General features: G+C 64.9%; 15 protein-coding genes. 7 read left to right on the top strand and 8 right to left on the bottom strand.

The genetic code is table 11. The features are described from left to right. Window positions 1-14 precede the first annotated feature (14 nt). Entirely contained in the window at window positions 15-329 is a 315-nt protein-coding gene (locus tag LFT44_RS18200) for a hypothetical protein (protein WP_236799834.1), read from the bottom strand. 326 nt (window positions 330-655) lie between these two features. Here LFT44_RS18200 and LFT44_RS18195 point away from each other — a divergent pair, with 326 nt between their 5' ends. The 5 genes from LFT44_RS18195 to fdhA all read left to right on the top strand — a co-directional run bounded on the left by LFT44_RS18195 (window position 656) and on the right by fdhA (window position 6,988). Next, a complete protein-coding gene (locus tag LFT44_RS18195) occupies window positions 656-1,741 on the top strand; it encodes an S-(hydroxymethyl)mycothiol dehydrogenase (RefSeq protein WP_236799833.1) in 1,086 nt (361 codons plus the stop codon). Beyond that, window positions 1,741-2,361 (top strand): MBL fold metallo-hydrolase, encoded by a 621-nt coding sequence (locus LFT44_RS18190; protein WP_236799831.1) that lies wholly within the window; start codon window positions 1,741-1,743, stop codon window positions 2,359-2,361. Before LFT44_RS18195 ends, LFT44_RS18190 begins: the two co-directional genes overlap by 1 nt. Window positions 2,362-2,925: 564 nt before the next feature. Then, window positions 2,926-4,230 carry an aromatic ring-hydroxylating oxygenase subunit alpha gene (locus LFT44_RS18185; protein ID WP_236799829.1) on the top strand — a complete coding sequence of 435 codons (1,305 nt, stop codon included), beginning with the start codon at window positions 2,926-2,928 and terminating at the stop codon, window positions 4,228-4,230. Further along, entirely contained in the window at window positions 4,227-5,636 is a 1,410-nt protein-coding gene (locus LFT44_RS18180) for a ferredoxin reductase (protein ID WP_236799827.1), read from the top strand. Before LFT44_RS18185 ends, LFT44_RS18180 begins: the two co-directional genes overlap by 4 nt. Before the next feature lie 137 nt (window positions 5,637-5,773). Further along, on the top strand, window positions 5,774-6,988 hold the full coding sequence (gene fdhA, locus LFT44_RS18175; protein WP_236799825.1) for a formaldehyde dehydrogenase, glutathione-independent: 1,215 nt from the start codon (window positions 5,774-5,776) through the stop codon (window positions 6,986-6,988). A gap of 96 nt (window positions 6,989-7,084) precedes the next feature. Here fdhA and LFT44_RS18170 read toward each other — a convergent pair whose 3' ends face one another. The 7 genes from LFT44_RS18170 to purU all read right to left on the bottom strand — a co-directional run bounded on the left by LFT44_RS18170 (window position 7,085) and on the right by purU (window position 16,848). Continuing rightward, complete coding sequence (locus tag LFT44_RS18170) at window positions 7,085-9,592, bottom strand: GcvT family protein (protein ID WP_236799823.1); 2,508 nt, start codon at window positions 9,590-9,592, stop codon at window positions 7,085-7,087. A 220-nt stretch (window positions 9,593-9,812) separates the two neighbouring features. Beyond that, window positions 9,813-11,225, bottom strand: a complete 1,413-nt coding sequence (locus LFT44_RS18165) for an MFS transporter (protein WP_236799822.1) — start codon at window positions 11,223-11,225, stop codon at window positions 9,813-9,815. Window positions 11,226-11,247: 22 nt separating this feature from the next. Continuing rightward, window positions 11,248-11,373 (bottom strand): hypothetical protein, encoded by a 126-nt coding sequence (locus tag LFT44_RS22020; protein ID WP_272910872.1) that lies wholly within the window; start codon window positions 11,371-11,373, stop codon window positions 11,248-11,250. Window positions 11,374-11,791: 418 nt separating this feature from the next. Next, a complete protein-coding gene (locus LFT44_RS18160; protein WP_236799821.1) occupies window positions 11,792-12,697 on the bottom strand; it encodes a bifunctional 5,10-methylenetetrahydrofolate dehydrogenase/5,10-methenyltetrahydrofolate cyclohydrolase in 906 nt (301 codons plus the stop codon). Further along, the gene (locus LFT44_RS18155) at window positions 12,694-13,395 is read right to left on the bottom strand and encodes a cyclodeaminase/cyclohydrolase family protein (RefSeq protein WP_236799820.1); all 702 of its coding nucleotides are present in this window, start codon (window positions 13,393-13,395) and stop codon (window positions 12,694-12,696) included. Before LFT44_RS18155 ends, LFT44_RS18160 begins: the two co-directional genes overlap by 4 nt. Window positions 13,396-13,397: 2 nt before the next feature. Continuing rightward, window positions 13,398-15,890, bottom strand: coding sequence for a GcvT family protein (locus LFT44_RS18150; RefSeq protein ID WP_236799818.1), 2,493 nt, complete (start codon window positions 15,888-15,890; stop codon window positions 13,398-13,400). Between the two features lie 52 nt (window positions 15,891-15,942). Further along, complete coding sequence (gene purU, locus LFT44_RS18145) at window positions 15,943-16,848, bottom strand: formyltetrahydrofolate deformylase (RefSeq protein ID WP_236799815.1); 906 nt, start codon at window positions 16,846-16,848, stop codon at window positions 15,943-15,945. Between the two features lie 124 nt (window positions 16,849-16,972). On the opposite strand from purU, the gene LFT44_RS18140 reads away from it, so the two are divergent. After that, entirely contained in the window at window positions 16,973-17,653 is a 681-nt protein-coding gene (locus LFT44_RS18140) for a GntR family transcriptional regulator (RefSeq protein ID WP_236799813.1), read from the top strand. A 132-nt stretch (window positions 17,654-17,785) separates the two neighbouring features. Continuing rightward, window positions 17,786-18,067, top strand: coding sequence for a hypothetical protein (locus LFT44_RS18135; protein ID WP_236799811.1), 282 nt, complete (start codon window positions 17,786-17,788; stop codon window positions 18,065-18,067). Window positions 18,068-18,151 lie beyond the last annotated feature (84 nt).

The following is an 18,151-nucleotide window of genomic DNA, read 5'->3' as shown; positions in this document are numbered from 1 at the left end:
CGGTTTGTGACCTGCTAGCCCTGGGTATCGGTATCGGGCTCTGAATCCGGAACAGCCTCCACCACGGCCCTCTGCTGCCGTTTCACGCTTCGACGGTCAAGGACCAGCGCCAGACCAGCACCGAGGATGGCACCGATGGCAGCGAACATGATCAGAAAGAAACCGAAGACGGCTCCGGGGTCGAATGACGCGTCGCCCGGAACCGCATATGCCACCACTGCGGCAGCGATAATTCCCACCACGGCACCCAGGATCAGGAATGGAACGTATTTGGGTGCCCGGCGGACGGTTACTTCGCGCCGCTCGGCAGGGGTTTCTTCAAAAGCCATGCCATCCAGCCTACTGCCGGACTTTTGGGCCACATAACAGGACGCCGGGCGGCGGGAGCCCAGGTTTCCTGCCCCGCCAAACTTCGCCCGGAAAGGATCCGTGACCCGCGCCGCAACTGGCCTGCAACTGATATATCTATTGACACGACCTGTAGCCGCTGCCATATTTCCCGTTAGTGCTCTGTGCAACTTGTTGTGTAATCCGCAATCATCCCCGCAGGTCGCACTGGCCATGGCGAGACCCCTGGGCCTTGGCACGTCAGCTAGATTGGCACTTGGTGCCGACTCACCGGATCCAGCCGGATCCAGGAAAGGAACACAAGACCATGGTCCACAAAGTCCAAGCAGTTGTGGTTAAGGAAAAGAACGCCCCGGTGTCGCTGGAGACGATCCTGGTGCCGGATCCGGGCCCGGGGGAGGCCTTGGTCGACATCCTGACCTGCGGTGTCTGCCACACCGACCTGCACTACAAGCAGGGCGGTATCGGCGACGACTTCCCGTACCTGCTCGGTCACGAAGCCACTGGCGTGGTTAGCGCTGTCGGCCCTGATGTCACCTCCGTGGCTCCCGGCGACCGGGTCATCCTGAACTGGCGCGCTGTGTGCGGCGAGTGCCGCGCGTGCGCCAAGGGCCAGCCGCAGTACTGCTTCAACACCCATAACGCCACCCAGAAGATGACCCTCGAGGACGGGACCGAGCTTTCCCCGGCCCTGGGCATCGGCGCCTTCGCCGAAAAGACCCTTGTGGCTGCCGGACAATGCACCAAGGTGGACCCCGAGGCGGACGCTGCCGCCGTCGGCCTGCTGGGCTGCGGCATCATGGCCGGCATCGGTGCCGCAATCAACACCGGCGACGTCAAACGCGGCGAGTCCGTGGCAGTGATCGGCTGCGGCGGCGTGGGCATCGCGGCGATCGCCGGCGCCAAGCTGGCGGGCGCGACGACAATCATCGCCGTGGACATCGATGACAACAAGATTGAGATGGCCAAGTCCCTCGGTGCCACCCACGGCGTGAACTCCAAGCAGGAGGACGCGGTGGAAGCCATCCGTGCCCTCACCGGAGGATTTGGCGCGGACGTGGTGATTGACGCCGTCGGCCGTCCTGAAACCTACAAGCAGGCCTTCTACGCCCGCGACCTTGCCGGCCGCGTGGTCCTGGTGGGCGTGCCGACGCCGGAGATGACGCTGGAACTGCCGCTGCTGGACGTCTTCGGGCGCGGCGGCTCGCTGAAGTCCTCCTGGTACGGTGACTGCCTGCCCTCCCGCGACTTCCCCATGCTGGTGTCGCACTACAAGCAGGGCAACCTGGACCTGGACGCCTTCGTCTCCGAACGCATCACCATCAAGCAGGTGGAGGAAGCGTTCGAGAAGATGCACGAGGGTAAGGTCCTGCGCTCGGTGGTGGAGATCTAATGGCAGTCACCATCGAGAACCTGGTCACCTCGGGCACTTTTTCGCTCGACGGCGGCACCTGGGACGTGGACAACAACGTCTGGATCGTGGGCAACGATGAGGAATGCGTCATCATCGATGCGCCCCATGACGCCGCTGCGATCATCAACCAGGTCCGCAGCCGCAAGGTCAAGGCCATCCTGCTCACCCACGCGCATAACGACCACATCGGCGCCGCCCGCGAAGTAGCAGACGCTCTGGGCGCCCCGATCCTCCTGAACTCGGAGGACCTGGTCCTGTGGGAGCAGGTGTACCAGGACGCCAAGCCCGACCAGTACCACGCCGACGGCGATGTGTTCGAAGTTGGCGGGTCCACGCTGCGTGCCATCCACACCCCGGGGCACTCGCCGGGATCCACGTGCTTCTACCTCGAGAGTGAAGGGACGGTCTTCACCGGGGACACGCTGTTCAACGGCGGCCCGGGTGCCACTGGCCGGTCCTACAGCGACTACCCGACCATCCTGACCTCCATCAGGGAGAAGCTGCTGACCCTGCCCGCTGAGACCGTGGTCCGCACAGGCCACGGCGACAACACCACCATCGCCGCGGAACGGGAAACACTGGCCAAGGTGGCGCAGTAGCCAACAAAGAATCGATGCAGTAAGCCCGTGAAGGGCGGAAACAGCGACGGCGACAGTCCGGCAGGTGCCGGTGTCGCCGTCGCTGTTGCATGTTCCCGGTAGTCACGCAGGGTTGTTGCCGTCCGGCCCCCCTCCGGATCCAGGTCCCTGCCGTAGCCGCGGGCGGAAGCCAACCGCCCGCGAGGTGGCACTTCGCGGCAGTCCAAGGCACTGGGATTGCCGTCAAATGCCAATTCGCGGGCCGTTCCGGGGTGAAAAGTGCGGGTTTATTCGACGCTGCACCTGACACGCAAGGCCTGTTGGCGGCACGCATCGGACGACACATTCCGGGCTTTTCCGTCATATCTGAAATTCATTGACAGCGGGGGTGGCAGGAGTCACACTGTTGCATATGGTGATCGCTGTTGCGTTAGGTGCTTCCAGTTCTCCTCTGGAGTCATCAAGTCTGTTGCTGATGTACCTCCCCACATTGGTGAACAGAACGTCCTGGACAACCCCTGTTGCCCCAGCCGCTCCGTAATCTCCTCAATTTGCTCAAAACCCAGCCCTTTTGGGAGGAAACACATGACTACCTCAGTGAACGCGCCCCTCAGCGCACGCGGAAAGCTCGCTTCAACAATGCCGGCCGAGCAGCTGGCTGAAATTACCGAGTTGTTCGCTCTACGGCGCACCGGCTACTCCCTCGACGCCCCCTTTTACACCGACCCCACCATCTTCAAGCTCGACATGGAGGCCATCTTCGGCCAGCACTGGATCTTTGCCGGCAGCGTTGCCGAGCTGCCGGAGCCGGGCGACTACATCACGGTGGACTACGGCCCCTACTCCCTGATCGTGCTGCGCACCGATGAGGGCGACGTCAACGTCCTGCACAACGTCTGCCGCCACCGGGGTGCGCGGGTCCTGACCGAAGCTGCCGGTTCCACCGGAAACCTGGTCTGTGGCTACCACTCCTGGACTTACTCCCCGGAGGGCAACCTGATCCACGCCTCCGCCCCCGGCGAAGCCAAGTTCGATAAGAACTGCTTTGCCCTCAAGCGCGCCCACAGCCGCGAGGTTGCCGGCCTCATCTTCGTCTGCATCGCTGACGAACCGCCCGCAGACTTCGACGAGACCTCGAAGATCTTTGAGCCCTACCTGGCACCCCACGACCTGTCCAAGACGAAGATTGCCTACCAGCAGAACATCATCGAAGAGGGCAACTGGAAGCTCGTCATGGAGAACAACCGTGAGTGCTACCACTGCGACGGACACCCGGAACTCGCCTGCTCGCTCTTCCCCACATGGGGCCTGACCGAGGGACTGATTCCGGCCCACCTTGAAGAGGTCTGGGACCGCAACAAGGAAGCCCAGTCCTCCCTCGAGGAGCGCTGCCGCCGCTACGGCCTGCCCTACGAGGTGGTTGAGGAACTCGACACCCGCATTGCCGGTATCCGCATCTCACGCGAATCCCTGGACGGCGAAGGCGAATCGTTCTCGGCCGACGGCCGCAGGCTCTCCAAGAAGCTGCTCGGCGACCTGCGGGACTTCCGCCTGGGCCGCTGCTCGATGCACCTGCAGCCCAACAGCTGGTTCCACTTCCTGGGCGACCACGTCATCACGTTCGGCGTCTTCCCCATCAACGAGCACCAGTCCCTGGTCCGCACCACCTGGCTGGTGGCTGACGACGCCGAGGAAGGCGTTGACTACGACCTCGACAAGCTCACCTACACCTGGAAGCAGACCAACATTCAGGACAAGGCGTTCGTGGAACTGTGCCAGCAGGGAGCTGCCAGCCCCGCCTACGAGCCCGGCCCGTACATGAAGAGCGAATACCAGGTGGAGGCCTTCATCAACTGGTACGTCCACCGCGTGCAGGAGCACTTGGCATGATTGACGTCCTCACCCAGACGCAGGTCCAGGAACCACAGCGCATCCGCGGCCTTGAAATGCCGTGGAACCGGGTGATGGGCAGCGTCGAAGGACCGGCCAGCGCAGCCAAGGCCCTGGGCCCGTGGCATCCGCAGGAGTTCATGGCCGAATGCGTCGAAACCATCCCCGAAGCGGGCGGCATGATGACCTTCGTGTTCCGCCGCTCCGATGGTGCACCGCTGGCGTTCCGCCCGGGCCAGTACGTGAACATCGCCTTCCCGGTTAACGGCGAGGACCAGGAACCCGTGGACCGCAGCTACTCGCTGTCCAGTTCGCCCACGGAACCGTGGACCTTCAGCGTTACCGTTAAGCGTGACCCGGGCGGACTGGTTTCCCCTTGGGTGCACCAGAACGTCAGGCCCGGCACCGTCCTGGACATGCTGGGACCTGTGGGCGCATTCCACCTGCCTGACGCCGACCGGCGCGCCCGGTACCTCTTCCTGGCTGCAGGCGCCGGCATCACCCCCATCATGTCGATGCTGCGGACCATCCACTCCCTGCCGGGAACCGCCGACGTGGTGGTGCTCTATCACGGCGCGGAAGCCGGCGGCTTCGCCTTCCACCGGGAGCTGGCCTACATCGCTTCCGTGGACTCGCGCATCAAGGTCTTCTATGCCCTGGGCGACCGCGGCAGGCCCGAGCACTGGGAAGGCTTCAGCGGACGGCTGACCTCAGCCATGATCGATGAGGTGGCGCCCGACGCCAACGGCCGGCAGGTGTACGCCTGTGGACCGGAGGGGTATCTGAACACCGCCACTGAGTTGCTCAGGAAGGTGGGCGTCGACGACACCTCCATCTACATGGAGTTCTTCTCCGGCGACCGGCAAACCCTCCTCGAATACCAGGCCGAGCTCGCCCTGGCGGCGGACATCGCCGAGGAAATCGCTGGGGAAATCGCGGAATCCGCCGAGGACTACTTCGAAGGCCAGCCCGCAGCGTTCGGGATCTACGAGCCCGGCTACGACCAGGACGGAACCCTGCAGGCCACGGGACTGGCGCTGGAAGCTGCCAACCCGGAAGCCCCGGCCCCGGCCGGTGGCACCCCGGCTGTGGCCCCGGATGCGCAGACCCCGGACGCCTCCAGCTTCGACACCGTGGGAACCGGCAGCCTCACCCTGTCCTTCATGCGCACCGGGATCAACGTGCGGATCGACCCCGAGGAGCACATCCTCGAGGTGGCCCAGCGCGCCGGTGTCCGGATCGGCGCCAACTGCAAGGAAGGCATGTGCGGCTCTTGCAAGGTGGTCAAGTTGTCCGGGGAGATCGACATGAACCACCAGGGCGGAATCCGTAAACGTGAAATCGATGCCGGAAAGTTCCTTCCCTGCTGTTCCACCGCGCGCACCGACATGGTGATCGACGCCTAGCCGCGCCCTGGGCCGGCGGGCACCCCGCGGCCCCCAAAGATTCACCGCAAGTGAAAAGTAACACCACACGGAAGGTCTGATGCACCCAGCGTCAGGCCTTCCGTGGCAACCGAACGCCAACCATAGGAGCCATGCCCATGTCAGGTAACAAAGCCGTTGCGTACAAGGAGCCCGGAGTCGTCGAGGTCATCGACACCCCGTATCCCTCGTTTGAGCTGAAAGCCGGCCCCGGCGTCAATCCCGCCAATGTCGGCCGGAAGGTCCCTCACGGGGTCATCCTGCGCACCGTGAGCACCAACATCTGCGGGTCCGACCAGCACATGGTCCGCGGCCGGACCACCGCACCGGCCGGCCTCGTCCTGGGGCACGAGATCACTGGCGAAGTCATCGAGACCGGGCCCGACGTCGAGTTCATCAAGGTCGGGGACATCGTCTCCGTCCCCTTCAACATCTCCTGCGGCCGCTGCCGGAACTGCAAGGAGCGCAAGACCGGGATTTGCCTGAATGTGAACCCCGACCGTCCCGGCTCCGCCTACGGCTACGTGGATATGGGCGGTTGGGTTGGCGGCCAGGCCGAATACGTGCTGGTCCCCTACGCGGACTGGAACCTGCTGCGCTTCCCCGACCGGGACCAGGCACTGGAGAAGATCATGGACCTGACCATGCTCTCCGACATCCTGCCCACCGGGTTCCATGGCGCCGTCACGGCCGGGGTCGGCGTCGGGTCCACCGTGTACGTTGCCGGGGCCGGTCCCGTGGGCCTTGCCGCGGCCGCCAGTGCCCAGCTGCTGGGAGCAGCGGTGGTCATCGTGGGCGACCTGAACGAGGACCGCCTGGCCCGTGCCCGGTCCTTTGGCTGTGAAACCGTGAATGTGGCCAACGGCGACCCCGCCGACCAGATCGAGCAGATCCTCGGCGTCCGGGAAGTCGACTCCGGCATCGACGCCGTCGGCTTCGAAGCGCGCGCACACGGCCATGGCGCCCAGGAAGCACCGGCCACCGTGCTTAACTCGCTGATGGACCTCACCACCGCCGGCGGCTCCGTGGGCATTCCCGGCCTCTACGTCACGGGCGATCCCGGAGCAGCGGACGAGGCCGCCCGAAAGGGAAGCCTGTCCCTGTCGCTGGGTACCGGCTGGGCCAAGTCCCTGTCCTTCACCACGGGCCAGTGCCCGGTGATGAAGTACAACCGGCAATTGATGATGGCCATCCTGCATGACCGGATCCAGATCGCCAAGGCGGTCAACGCCACGGCCATTCCGCTGGAGGATGCCCCGCGCGGGTACGCGGAATTCGATGCCGGAGCCGCGACAAAGTACGTCCTGGACCCGAACGGCTACCTCAACAACTAATGCCTGGTTCCCGCTGCTGACAAGCGGCAAGGCCAAACGGCGGCACCCCGGACTGAGCAGTTCAGTCCGGGGTGCCGCTTGGTGTGGCTGGGCGGATCAGCCGCGGAGGCGTTCCATCCCCGGGTCAAAGAGCGGTTCGGCGCTGACGGTGGCGGCTACGCGCCGACCGAAGTACTCGATTTCCACGGCGTCCCCTTCGGCCACCGACGCGGGCAGCCAGGCGTAGGCGATGGGCTTGCCGACGGTGAAGCCGTACGCCGCGCTCGTGACGTATCCAGCGGCTTCCCCGCCCACGTACACCGGTTCCTTGCCCAGCACCACTGACGTGCCGTCGTCGACCGTCAGGCAGCGCAGCGTCTTGGCCGCCGGCTGTTCCTTGCGGACCGCCAGGGCCTCGGCACCCACGAACCCGGTCTTGTCCTTGGCCACGGAGAAGCCCAAACCAGCCTGGTAGGGGTTGTGCTCGGAGTTCATGTCCGTGCCCCATAGCCGGTAGCCCTTTTCAAGGCGCATGCTGTTGAAGGCGCCGCGGCCGGCAGCGATGATGCCGTGCTCTTGGCCGGCTTCGAACAGCAAGTCCCAGAGCTTCAGCCCGTATTCAGCGGTGGTGTAGAGCTCCCAGCCCAGTTCGCCCACGTAGGAGAGCCGCATGGCCGTGACGGGGATGCCCCCAACGGAGATTTGCTTGGTGCGGAAGTACTTGAGGCCGTCATTGCTCAGGTCGTCCGTGCTGACCTTGCCGATGACCTCGCGGGCCAGCGGGCCCCACAGGCCGATGCAGCAGGTGCTGCCCGTAATGTCGGTGACGTGGACCCACTGCGCGGGATCCGCCGCCGACTGCCGGCGGGCCTCCACCCGGAGGTAGTCGAAGTCAACGTTGCTGTTGACGCCCAGCTGGAACTCCTCCTCCGCGAGCCTTGCCACGGTCACGTCGCTGCGGATGCCGCCGTCGTGCTCCAACAGCAGGCAGTACGTCACGGCACCTGGCTTCTTGGCGATGTTGCCCGTGCTGAGCCGGTGCAGCAGTGCCTGGGCGCCGGGGCCGGTGACGGAGAGGCGCTTCAGCGGCGTCATGTCGAAAAGTCCGACGGCGGTGCGCGTCTTCCACGCTTCGGCGGCGGAGATGGGGGAGTGGAACATGGCGGACCACTCGTCCCTCTCGGGGGCCTGCCATTCTGCGGGCAGCTCTTCGAGGAGCCGGCGGTTGGCTTCGAACCAGTGCGGGCGTTCCCAGGCGGCGGATTCCAGGAAGAAGGCCCCAAGCTCCTTCTGCCGGACGTTGAAGGGGCTGACGCGCAGGTCGCGCGGCGATTCGCGCGGCTGCAGCGGGTGCAGGACGTCGTAGATCTCCACGAAGTTCTGCTGCGAGGTCTCCCTGACGTAGGCGTCGGAGGTCTGCACCTTTTCAAAGCGGGTCAGCTCGCAGCCGTGCAGGTCGGTCTGCGGGTGGCCGTCGATGATCAGCTCCGCCATGGCCTTGGCCACGCCGGCGGAGTGGGTGACCCAGACGGCCTCGGCCACGAAGAAGCCCTCGAGGTCCGGTGCCTCGCCCATGAGCGGGCCGCCGTCGGGGGTGAAGGAGAAAATGCCGTTGAATCCGTCCTGGATCTCAGTGCTGCGCAGTGCCGGCAGCAGGTCCTGGCTGTCCTCCCACGCGGGAACAAAGTCTTCGAGGGTGAAGTCCAGGCGGGAGGGCATGCGGTGGTCGGACATCTCCTTGGCCGCCACCTTTGGCAGCGCGGACATGTCCACCGGCATCGGGCGGTGGGCGTAGCTGCCGATGCCGATGCGGTCGCCCCATTCGCGGTAGTACAGGTCCTTGTCCTGGTAGCGCAGGATGGGCTTGCTGGCACCCTTCGGAAGCTCGTTGACGCCCTCGAGTTCGGCCAGGGGCGTGGTGACCGCGTACTGGTGGGCCAGCGGCAGCAACGGCACCTCCAGGCCTACCATCTTGCCGAGCTCGCGTCCCCAGAACCCGGCGCAGGACACCACGATGTCAGCCGGGATCACGCCGTCGGACGTCTCCACGCCGGTGACCTTGCCGGCTTCCCGGGTGATGCCGGTGACTGTGGTGGAGCCGCGGTAGCTCACGCCGCGCTCGCGCGTGCGCTCGATCAGCAGCTGCACCGCCCGGGCCGCCAGGGCGATTCCGTCGGTGGGGATGAGCAGGCCGCCCAGGACCTCGCGGCCGCCGGAAAGCTTTCCGGTATTCAGCAGCGGGTAGATCTTTTCGCATTCGTCGGCGTCGATGATCCGGCTTTCGACACCCCAGGACGTCATCACGCCCATCTTGCGCTGTAGGTCGGCGAAGCGCTCCGGAGTGGTTGCCAGCTCCAGGCCGCCCACCTGGTTGAAGCAGGACTCGCCGTCCTTGCTCAGGGCGAGGAGCTTGTTCACGGTGTACGTGGCGAATGCCGTCATGGTCCTGGACGGATTGTTCTGGAACACGAGGCCCGGGGCGTGTGACGTGGAGCCGCCTGCCAGTTCCAGCGGGCCCTGCTCGACGACGGTGATGTCGTTCCAGCCGCGGCTTACCAGCTCGTCGGCGAGGTTGGTGCCGACGATGCCGGCTCCGATGATGACGACGCGGGGTGATGCGCTCATGATTTTTGGTTCTCCTGGGTGGTGCTGGAATCCGCCTGACCGGGTGATGGAGTTAGCTTCGCTATGAGCAACGCGCATCACTATATGCAACAGAGTGGCTTAGCTCACATTGGATGTCAAGGATTTCCTGCTTTGTTGCGGGGATCGGCAGCACCGCGTCGAAAGGCAGCAAAGAGGCCCCCGCCGCAGGCACGGCGAGGGCCTCTTGTGCAGTCCCGTGTCAGTGGGAGACGTCTGCTGAGATGTCGGCGAGGGTGCGCCCCTTCGTCTCAGGCGCGAGCCATTGCGAGAGGATTGCCCCGAGTAATGCGACGGCGGCGGCTACGACCATGCTGGGCCCCATGCCGATGTTGCTGATCGCCCACGGCAGGGCGAAGGTGCCGAGCGCGGCTCCAATGCGGCTGAAGGCCGCGGCGAAGCCCATTCCGATGCCGCGCAGATGGCCGGGGAACAGCTCGGCCGGATAGACCTGGGTCAACGTGGTGTAGCCGGCGTTGAAGAAGGAGAAGGCGAGGAACAGGGCGAGCACGAGGATCGCCGGTGCGTCCGCCCAAACTCCGATCACCAGAAGGATGCCTGCGCAGAGCCACTGCCCGGGCACGGTAAGGATTCGGCGGCCGAGCTTGTCAATCAGAAGCACGGTGGTGACAACACCCGCGGTGGCAAGTGCGGACAGCCCGACTCCACCGGCCCAGCCGCCGCCGAAGCCGAACTGGTTGAGCACGTCGTCGGCGAAGGTGGCGATCGCGAAGTACGGAGTGACCGCACAGAACCAAAAACCTGAGGTGAAGAGGGTGGTGCGCCAGTTCTGCCTCGAGAACAGCATTCCGAGGGAGGCGCTCTTGATTTTGGTCCTGCCCTGCGCGGCCTGGGCCTCCTGGATCGCCCTCAGGTCGATCTCTTCGGTGATGCTGTTGTGCATCTGGGGCGATTCGATGTATCTGTGTGCGATCTCGAGTGCTTCCTCACGCCGTCCCTTCGTAATGAGCCAGCTGGGCGATTCGGGGAGCCCGAAGCGGGCGAAGAACAGGACAAATGCGAGGATCGTGCTCGTGCCGATGACGAGGCGCCAGGGGGTGCCGGCATCATGCAGGAGCGTGCCGATGATGAATGCCATCATGAAGCCGACGTACCAGGCGATCAGGGTCAGTCCGAGCAAACGCCCGCGGAGCTTTGGCGGGGAGAACTCTGACAGCAAGGGGCCGCCGATGGAGTATTCACCGCCGATCGCAACGCCCATGAGGAACCGGATGATGGCCAGTTGGATCACGGCTCCGTCTCCGGAAGTTACGAAGAACTGGGCCGCTGAGGCCGCGAGGAACAGGCCCATGTCCACGAGGAACATGGGCTTGCGTCCGAATTTATCGGTAGCCCAGCCGGCCAGCGGGGAGCCGACGAAGATACCAGCCAGCGGGCCTGCCGCAATCATGCCCAGGGACAGTGCGTCGAGCTGGAGCTCTGACCGCATGGGTCCGGTGACGGGGCCGATAATTCCGAGGATGTAACCGTCGAGGAACATTCCGCCGATGAAGACAGCAACAAGCCGCACCATGAAGCGACGTTTGAACGCGGAGCTGGTCTCTTCTGATTTTGAGGTGTCGACGGGGGCCGTCGACCTGGTCGAATTAATCATTGAAATTCGTTCCCTTCGGGCTTCAGCGCAAGCCGCTGACGCCACCGGAGCGCCGTTTCCTGGACTCAGGGACAGACTCCGGTGTCGTCCCCAGGTTCCGGCGCTCTGCACTGCTTTGATCGATGGTGCTGCCATCTTTGATAGTCATCAACAGTTTCCTTTGGTGATTTAGCGGTACCGCCTGGATGCTGACATCGCTGGGCGGGCCGATGGGCGAGGTGCGGATCGGCCAGAATGAATTCGTTCGTCTGTTTCCGAGGCCATCACGGGTGGAGCCGGGGGAAGGGAAGGACATATCCGGGCAAGCTTCGTTCCGTGATGATCAACAACGTTCGCTTTATGCAACAAAATCGTGCGCTACGTCACACTCAAAGTCAAGACTGTGAACTGTGAAAGTCAGAGTATGTAAGCGCCCTTGCTTCGTTTTCCGGGGCACGCCAAAGGCCCGCTCGTTTACGGCGTCCCGTTTTCCGAAAACGGTGCTTCGATGAGGAATACCTCCCCAGGTCTTAGGCCCATCGAAGCACCTTTCACGGAAAACGCGACTCCCGCTGCGAACGCGGACCTTAGCTTGCCGTTTCCAGGACGTGGTCTCCTGAAACGCCGGCCTGCAGCGGCAGGGGGCACGCTTGCCGCCGTGCGGCCTCCACGGTGTGGAGGAGCAGCAACGCCGTCGTCACGGAGCCGACGCCACCCGGAACAGGGCTGAGCGCAGCTGCAACCCCGCGGACGCTGTTTGCATCCACGTCCCCCACCAGCGAACCGTCGGCCAGGACGTTGGTGCCCACATCGATGACTACGGAGGAGGGAGAGACATGGCTGCCGTTGAGCAGGGCCGTCCTTCCGGCCGCGACCACCACGATGTCAGCCTCAGCCGTGTATCGCTCCAGCGGCCCGGAGCGTGAATGGCATACCGTGACGGCGGCATCGCGTTCCAGGAGCAGGAGGGCCAGCGGCTTTCCCACTACTGCCGAGCGGCCGACAACCACAGCGTTGCGGCCCGCCACCGGGATGCGATAGTGCTCCAGGATCTCGACGACGGACCGGGCGGTGGCAGGCGCGAAGGCCGGTTGTCCTACGGCCAGGCGGCCAAGGCTCAGTGGATTCGCGCCGTCGATGTCCTTTTCCGGCGGTATCAGGCCCACAAGGGCATCGGTGCGGACGCCGGCCGGAAGCGGCGTCTGCAGGATGATGCCGTGCACCGACGGTTCGGCGCCCAGGTCGCGCAGGACGTCGGCCAGCACCTGCTCGGTTGCATCGTGCCCCAAGTCCATGACCCGGCAACCGATCCCGGCCGCCTCGGCGGCCCGCTCGATGGAGCGGACGTACCAGTGGGTCGAGCCGTCGTCGGTGGCGATGACCACGGCCAGTGCAGGGTGGATACCGCCCTGTTCGAGGTCCCGGGCCTGCTCCCGGGCGCGGTGCCGGATGTCCCCGGCCAGTTCCTTTCCGGAAAGCGACTGGGTGCTCATTGAAGGATCCTTTCCCGTACCCGTGCCGTGAGGGCGTCGGCCGAGGCCACGACCTTTTCCTCGATGCCGTCCGTCTGCTCCTTGAGCAGCGACCGCACTGCCGGGTCCTTGATGGCCACGACATTGATGTCGATATTGACCCGTGCCGTGGTGGCGGCGGCACGTGCTGCATCTGCTGCTGCGGCCACATCGCTGATCACGTTCGGATTGGCGACGTCGGCCAGCCCTGTTGCGAGCTCCACCACCGCGCCGGCCAGTTTGACCAGTTGGGCGGGGGTCTGTGCGGCCTGCACCAACGCTGCCTGGATGGCCGACGTCTTGGCAGCCTTGAGCCCCTCGGTGTCAGCTGGAAGCCGGTAGGCGTCAATGACGGCCTGGAAGACCTGTTCATCGGCGTCGGCCAGGCGCAGTGCCTCCGACGCGAGCTCATCGGCCACCTTCGTGGTCCGCTCCACCAGGGCTGCGTGCTCCCCGTACTTGGGGCCGGTGGTGTAGCGGGCCACCATGGCCACCAGGGCTGCCCCTTGGGCGGCGTGGAGTGCGGCCGCCGCCCCGCCTCCGGGCGTGGGTTGCCGGGAGGCGAGCCGTGCGAGGAAGCCGCCGATGGTCTCGGTGCCGATCGAGCCCGTGGCGGATGAACCGGTGCCAACCGGGCCAGCCCCGGACGGCGCCGCCGTGTTCACTTGCTGTTCCGTCATGCTCAGCCGCGCAGCCGGGACATGGTGGGGTCGTACAGCGGGTCCTGGGTGACTGTGGCCACGATGCGACGGCCGAAGTACTCGATCTCCACCGAATCGCCGACCGAAACTTCGGCGGGCAGGTAGGAGTAGGCGATGGGCTTGCGGACGGAGTAGCCGTAGGCGGCGCTGGTCACGTAGCCAACTGCCTGGTCCTTGTAGAACACCGGTTCCTTGCCCAGCACCAGGCTGCGGCCGTCGTCGACCGTGAGGCAGCGCAGGCGCCGCCCGGAGTTCTCCTCGGTGCGGCCCTCCAAGGCTGCCTTGCCCACGAAGTTGTCCTTGGCCATCTTCACCGCGAAGCCGAGGCCGGCCTCAAAGGGGTCGTGCTCGGTAGTCATGTCGGATCCCCAGGAACGGTAGCCCTTCTCCAGGCGGAGCGAGCTGAATGCCGCGCGGCCTGCGGCGATGATGCCGAAGGGCTGGCCGGCCTTCCACAGCGCGTCCCAAAGGCGCTGGCCGTTGTCAGCGCTGGTGTACAGTTCCCAGCCGAGCTCACCGACATAGGACAGCCGCATCGCGGTGACGGGGACGCCGCCGATGACGACCTGCTTGGACCTGAAGTACTTCAGGCCGTCGTTGGAGAAGTCGTCGCTGCTGACCGCGCCGACCACCTCGCGGGCGAGCGGGCCCCAGAGTCCGATGCAGCAGGTTCCGCCGGTGGTGTCGCGCACCTGGACCCAGTCTCCGGCGCTGCCGCTTTCGGTTTGGTGCCGGGCAGCCCGCTCGAAGTAGGCGGTGTCGATGTTGCCGTTGGCGCCGAGCTGGAAGGTGTCCTCGCTCAGGCGTGCAACGGTGATGTCGCTTCGGACCCCACCCTTGTCATCCAGCAGGAGCGTGTAGGTGACGGCGCCCGGTTTCTTGTTCATTTCCGCGGTGGTCAGTTCCTGCAGCAGCTTCAGTGCCCCGGGTCCGGAGATTTCCAGGCGCTTGAGCGGGGTCATGTCGTACATGGCGACGGCGGTACGCGTCTTCCATGCCTCGGCGGCGGCGATGGGGGAGCTGAACATGCCGGACCAGGAATCGCGGGCCGGTGGCTGCCAGTCGGCGGGCAGTTCCTTGAGCAGGTCAGCGTTCGCCTCGAACCAGTAGGGACGTTCCCAGCCGGCGCCTTCGAGGAAGTACCCGCCCAGTTCCCTGTGCCGGGCGTGGAAGGGGGATACACGCAGGTTGCGCGGGGAGAGCTTGGGCTGCAGCGGGTGCATAACATCGTAGATCTCCACGAAGTTCTGCTGGGAGGTTTCGCTGACGTATTCGGGGGTCAGCTGGACTTCTTCAAAGCGGTGGATGTCGCAGTCGCCCAGGTCGATGGATGACTTGCCGTCCACCAGGAGTTCGGCCACGGCCCGGGCGATACCGGCGGAGTGGGTGACCCATACGGCTTCGGCCACGAAGAAGCCGTCCAGTTCCTTCGACTCGCCGACGAGGGAGCCGCCGTCGGGGGTGAAGGAGAAGATGCCGTTGAAGCCGTCCTCGATCTCGCTCTCGCGCAGGGCGGGCAGGATCTGCTTGGTGGCTTCCCAGGCCGGGAGGAAATCCTCCAGGGTGAAGTCCAGTCGGGAGGGCATGTTGTGTTCGCTGATCTCGTTCGGCTTGAAGCTGCCGAGCTCGTCCAGGTCCACCGGCATGGGCTTATGGGCGTAGGAGCCGATGCCGTAGCGGTCGCCGTGTTCGCGATAGTAGAGGTCCTGGTCCTGGTGGCGGAGGATGGGCAGACGCGCACCGTTGGGCAGCTCGTTCTTGCCCTGCTGTGCCGGAACCGGCGTGGTCTTGACGTACTGGTGTGCAAGGGGCAGCAGCGGCACGGACATGCCGATCAGTTCGCCGACCTTTGCGCCCCAGAAGCCGGCACAGGAGACGACGATGTCTGCCGGGATCACGCCGTCGGGCGTTTGGACGCCGGTAACGCGGCGGCCGGATTGCTCGATGCCGGTCACTTGGGTGTTGCCGATGTACTTCACGCCGGCCGCTTCAGTGCGCTTGATCAGCAGCTGGACCGCGCGGGCGGCCAGCGCCAGACCGTCGCTGGGAACGTGAAGGCCGCCGAGGATGTCCTCTTCGTTAATAAGGGGGTACAGCTCCTTGCACTCGGCGGGGGAGAGGATGGAGCCCTCAATGCCCCATGACGAGGCGTAGCCAAGCTTGCGCTTCAGGTCCGTAAGCCGGGTTTCGGTGGTGGCGACTTCCAGTCCGCCCACCTGGTTGAAGCAGCTGACGCCGTCCTCGGTGAGGGACAGCAGCTTCTCCACCGTGTACTTCGCGAACAGCGCCATGGACTTGGAGGGGTTGGTCTGGAAGACCAGGCCGGGGGCGTGGGACGTGGAGCCGCCCGGCATGTTGAGCGGGCCCTGGTCCAGGACCGTGATGTTGTTCCAGCCCCGGGTGACGAGTTCATCCGCCAGGTTGGTGCCGACGATTCCGGCTCCGATGATGACGATGCGTGGCGACGATTCCATAAAAGGTCTCTCCTGCTGCTTTAAGTATTGTGTCTGCGAAACGGGCGGGCGGTTACCGGAACACCACGGTGCTGGTCTGGTCCAGCAGTACCCGGTGCTGGCAGTGCCAGCGGACGGCGCGGGACAGTGCGAGTGCCTCGGCATCCTGCCCGACGGTGGACAGCTGGGCCGGGCCGTAGGTGTGGTCCACCCGGATGACTTCCTGCTCGATGATCGGCCCCTCATCCAGGTCAGTAGTGACGTAGTGCGCCGTGGCACCGACCAGCTTTACGCCGCGGTCGTAGGCCTGGTGGTAAGGGCGCGCGCCCTTGAAACCGGGAAGGAACGAGTGGTGGATGTTAATGGCCCGGCCTTCCAGCGCCCGGCAGAGGTTGTCAGAAAGCACCTGCATGTAGCGGGCCAGCACCACCAGGTCGGCGTCATACTCATCCACCAACTCCAGGAGCCGGCGCTCGGCGTCGGCCTTGGTGTCCGGGGTGACCGGGAGGTAAATGAAGGGCAGGCCGGCGGCTTCGGCCATTGCACGGTGGGTCTCGTGGTTGGAAACGACCGCTACCAGTTCCCCACCGAGGCTGCCGCCGCGCCAGCGGAAGATGAGGTCGTTCAGGCAGTGGCCGAACTTGGAGACCATGACCAGGACGCGCTGCTTGGTCTGGCCGTGGAAGCTGAACTTCATGGCGAACCGGCCCGCAATGGACGCAAATTCTTCTTCGAGCATGGCTGGCGTGTAGTTGGGGGAGCCCGAGAACGCCGTGCGCAGGTGCAGGGTTTCGCGGAGGCTGTCGTCGAACTGCTGGTGTTCGTCGATGTTGAAGCCACGCTCGAAGAGGAACGTGGTCACGGCCTGGACGATCCCTGCCTGCTCCCGGCACGACAGGGTCAGCACGAACTTCTGCGCCTGCTCTTCCTTGAGCGCGGGCAGGGTGGTGGTTGCTGAGGCTGTTTCGATGAGGGTCATGTCCCTCCTCCTTCTAGATATATTCCAAAGCACTGAACTGATATATTAGATTGGGTGCCAGCGTATACTGGTCCACAGACGAGGTCAATAGATTTTTTGTGGATTGCGAAGAAGGGGGCCCGGCATGGCATTTGAGGCTTTGGCGGTGGCGGACGACGCCGGCAGGAAGTCGCTGGCCGACGTCGCCTACGAAAGCATCCGGGACCGGTTGCTGACGCTGGAAATCAAGCCCGGAGAACTGCTCAATGACGAGCTCCTTGCCAGGAACCTGGGCGTGGGGAGAACCCCGGTGCGTGAAGCGCTCAAGCGGCTGGAGCTGGACCGGCTGGTGAAGACTTACCCCAGGCGGGGGACGTTCGCCACCCGGGTGGACGTCACCGACCTTTCCTTCATCTCCGAGATCAGGGCACAGCTGGAGCCCCTTGCCGCCGCACGTGCAGCGAGGGTTGCCTCGCCTGCGGCCCGCGCGGAGCTGTCTGCCACCCTCGAGGAGGTGGAGGCGTTTGACGTGGCTGCGGCAACGGTGACAGAGACCCTGCGGCTGGATGCCCGGGTGCACCAGGGGATTTACGCCGCTGCGGCCAACCCTCACCTGGAGGACATCCTGATCCGCTACGACAACCTGGCCACTCGGATCTGGTGCATGGTCATTGATCGGCTGCCGGACCTCCATCACCATGTGCGCGAACACCTCGATCTGCTGCGGGCGGTCATTGACGGGGATGAAGATCGCGCCGCGGAGCTGGCCAAAGCCCATGTGAGTGGATTCGAGCATGCGGTGCGCGAGGCCCTTTTCAACGCCTAGCCCATCCCGGCCCTCAGGACCGTCGTTGACGCGGACTGTGACCTGCGCCATACTCGGGTAGTGCTTTGATATATCAATCAAATACCAGTGTTTTCTCAGGAGCGGCGACGGTGCCGGCGAACGGAGTGACGAGTGAATTCCCAAGCAACCCTTGACGCCCGGCGTGATGCCAGCGAACTCGACCTCGAGCACGTTGAGCAGCGCGCGGGAAGTTCTGGAAAGGTCCTCGGCCTCCGGTCCGACTGGGCGCGGCTGCCCGGCCGGAGTGTTGAGGTGTGGCTACTGGGGGAGCATGTGGCCACCGGGGTGGTGGACCAAGCCGCGGAGGACGGATCGGTCCTCTGGATAGCCGCCGAAGGCATCAGCACGCGGCGCATTTTCGACAAGTCATCGGGCTATCAGATCTGGGCTTAATCGCCCTGCCCCCCGCAGCGCTGCCAGTTTTTAGCGCAGCCCGCAGCTGTGTCTGGACCTAACCCGCAGTTCCGGCCCCCTGGC

The sequence above is a fragment of the Arthrobacter sp. FW306-05-C genome (assembly GCF_021801725.1).
In the GTDB taxonomy this organism is placed as follows: Bacteria; Actinomycetota; Actinomycetes; order Actinomycetales; family Micrococcaceae; genus Arthrobacter.
Note: the sequence above shows the minus strand (reverse complement) of the source record. Positions and strands in the feature narration are given on the sequence as shown.

What these genes read in the sequence shown, in the direction of transcription:
- LFT44_RS18200 (WP_236799834.1), bottom strand. Translation starts at nt 329, where the DNA reads ATGGCTTTTGAAGAAACCCCTGCCGAGCGGCGCGAAGTAACCGTCCGC.
- LFT44_RS18160 (WP_236799821.1), bottom strand. Translation starts at nt 12,697, where the DNA reads ATGAGCACCCAGTCGCTTTCCGGAAAGGAACTGGCCGGGGACATCCGG.
- LFT44_RS18190 (WP_236799831.1), top strand. Translation starts at nt 1,741, where the DNA reads ATGGCAGTCACCATCGAGAACCTGGTCACCTCGGGCACTTTTTCGCTC.
- LFT44_RS18155 (WP_236799820.1), bottom strand. Translation starts at nt 13,395, where the DNA reads ATGACGGAACAGCAAGTGAACACGGCGGCGCCGTCCGGGGCTGGCCCG.
- LFT44_RS18140 (WP_236799813.1), top strand. Translation starts at nt 16,973, where the DNA reads ATGGCATTTGAGGCTTTGGCGGTGGCGGACGACGCCGGCAGGAAGTCG.
- LFT44_RS18150 (WP_236799818.1), bottom strand. Translation starts at nt 15,890, where the DNA reads ATGGAATCGTCGCCACGCATCGTCATCATCGGAGCCGGAATCGTCGGC.
- LFT44_RS22020 (WP_272910872.1), bottom strand. Translation starts at nt 11,373, where the DNA reads ATGACTATCAAAGATGGCAGCACCATCGATCAAAGCAGTGCAGAGCGC.
- LFT44_RS18165 (WP_236799822.1), bottom strand. Translation starts at nt 11,225, where the DNA reads ATGATTAATTCGACCAGGTCGACGGCCCCCGTCGACACCTCAAAATCA.
- fdhA (WP_236799825.1), top strand. Translation starts at nt 5,774, where the DNA reads ATGTCAGGTAACAAAGCCGTTGCGTACAAGGAGCCCGGAGTCGTCGAG.
- LFT44_RS18195 (WP_236799833.1), top strand. Translation starts at nt 656, where the DNA reads ATGGTCCACAAAGTCCAAGCAGTTGTGGTTAAGGAAAAGAACGCCCCG.
- LFT44_RS18185 (WP_236799829.1), top strand. Translation starts at nt 2,926, where the DNA reads ATGACTACCTCAGTGAACGCGCCCCTCAGCGCACGCGGAAAGCTCGCT.
- purU (WP_236799815.1), bottom strand. Translation starts at nt 16,848, where the DNA reads ATGACCCTCATCGAAACAGCCTCAGCAACCACCACCCTGCCCGCGCTC.
- LFT44_RS18180 (WP_236799827.1), top strand. Translation starts at nt 4,227, where the DNA reads ATGATTGACGTCCTCACCCAGACGCAGGTCCAGGAACCACAGCGCATC.
- LFT44_RS18170 (WP_236799823.1), bottom strand. Translation starts at nt 9,592, where the DNA reads ATGAGCGCATCACCCCGCGTCGTCATCATCGGAGCCGGCATCGTCGGC.